The organism is Streptococcus pseudopneumoniae (assembly GCF_001072665.1).
Taxonomy (GTDB): Bacteria; Bacillota; Bacilli; order Lactobacillales; family Streptococcaceae; genus Streptococcus; species Streptococcus pseudopneumoniae_S.
Genome location: NZ_JVJI01000023.1, coordinates 1 through 638, shown reverse-complemented (window position 1 = coordinate 638; position 638 = coordinate 1). Strand labels below are relative to the sequence as shown.

Here is a 638-nt window from a genome sequence, read left to right as displayed (position 1 = left end):
GGTCGCCGACAAGAGTTCCTTAAAGGCAACCAAATCCTGACTTGCATGGTTACTTTCATACTGAGTGATGGAGGTATCCAAGTTCTTGAGCTGGTTCATGAGAAAGTTATAGTTCATGACCGTACTGGTATGACTGCTTCCTTCGTAGCTCACCAAGTCTGAAATCTTGTCCTTGGTCGTGTTCAAGAGCTCAATCTCACCCTTCAAATCGTCCCGTGAACTCTTTAAAGCACTATGAAGGTTTGTAAATACCTTACTTGGAAGCTTTGTATGAAGATCACCATCAATCTGGTAGTAACCATCCTTGTACAGTAGGAGATTGGTTGAGTAGTCATTCATCAGGTTGACCAGAGTCTGAAGGAGAGTCCCATGCACCTCTACTAGGTAGGTGCGCATACTCGAGATGGCCTGACCTTGGAGATTCTCACTTAATGTAAAAACAGGAACTTGCCTATAACTAAAAGTGAATAAACAAGTTCCTTACAAGCTATTTTAATGGCGATAAAGCATCAAAAAATTACTTTTCAATAGAATTTAAAAAGTTATCGATGTCTTGGCCTTCTAAACTCTTGATCTTAACTCCCTGATCTTTAAAGATTCCTAAAGGTGTTTCGACTATTTTTAAGACTTCAATGTCT

At 39.8% G+C, this 638-nt stretch carries 1 pseudogene; it reads right to left on the bottom strand.

Features of this window, described 5'->3' with window-relative positions:
- A pseudogene (locus ADH52_RS01995) lies at positions 1-423 on the bottom strand (T7SS effector LXG polymorphic toxin); the annotation flags it as partial.
- Between the last annotated feature and the right edge of the window lie 215 nt (positions 424-638).